General features: G+C 47.1%; 1 protein-coding gene. It reads left to right on the plus strand.

What is annotated here, in order from left to right:
- A partial coding sequence (gene hisG / locus R7Z77_RS26010; protein ID WP_318137133.1) for an ATP phosphoribosyltransferase occupies window positions 1–666 on the plus strand: 666 nt, incomplete at its 3' end.

The raw sequence follows: 666 nt of genomic DNA on the forward strand, positions 1-666 counted from the left end.
ATGCAAACACAACGCTTAAGAATCGCAATTCAGAAAAAAGGTCGTCTTAGCAAAGAGAGCCAAGCTCTACTAAAGCAATGCGGCGTGAAATTTAACGTAATGGGTGAGCGTCTTGTTGTTCACTCAGAGAACATGCCAATTGACTTGCTTTTGGTTCGTGACGACGACATCCCTGGCTTGATCATGGATGGCGTGGTTGACCTTGGTTTCATCGGAGAAAACGAACTAGAAGAAGTTCGTCTTGATCGCAAAGCTTTGGGTGAGCCATGTGAGTTTGTTCAACTTCGTCGACTGGATTTTGGTGGCTGCCGTTTGTCCATCGCCATCGATAAAGATGAAGAATACAACGGTCCACAAGATCTCGCAGGCAAACGCATCGCAACGACTTACCCTCAACTTCTTAAAGCGTACATGGATGAAGCCGGCGTGCCATTCTCAACTTGTATGCTCACTGGTTCTGTGGAAGTTGCGCCACGAGCGGGCTTAGCGGATGCGATTGCAGATTTGGTTTCTACAGGTGCAACATTAGAAGCAAACGGCCTGAAAGAAGCCGAAGTCATCTTCAGATCCAAAGCGACGCTTATCCAACGCATTGGTGAGTTCGACGCAGACAAAGCAGAGTTGATCAATAAATTGCTAACTCGTATGCAAGGCGTTCAACAGGCA

It is taken from the genome of Vibrio sp. 1401, from assembly GCF_033340295.1.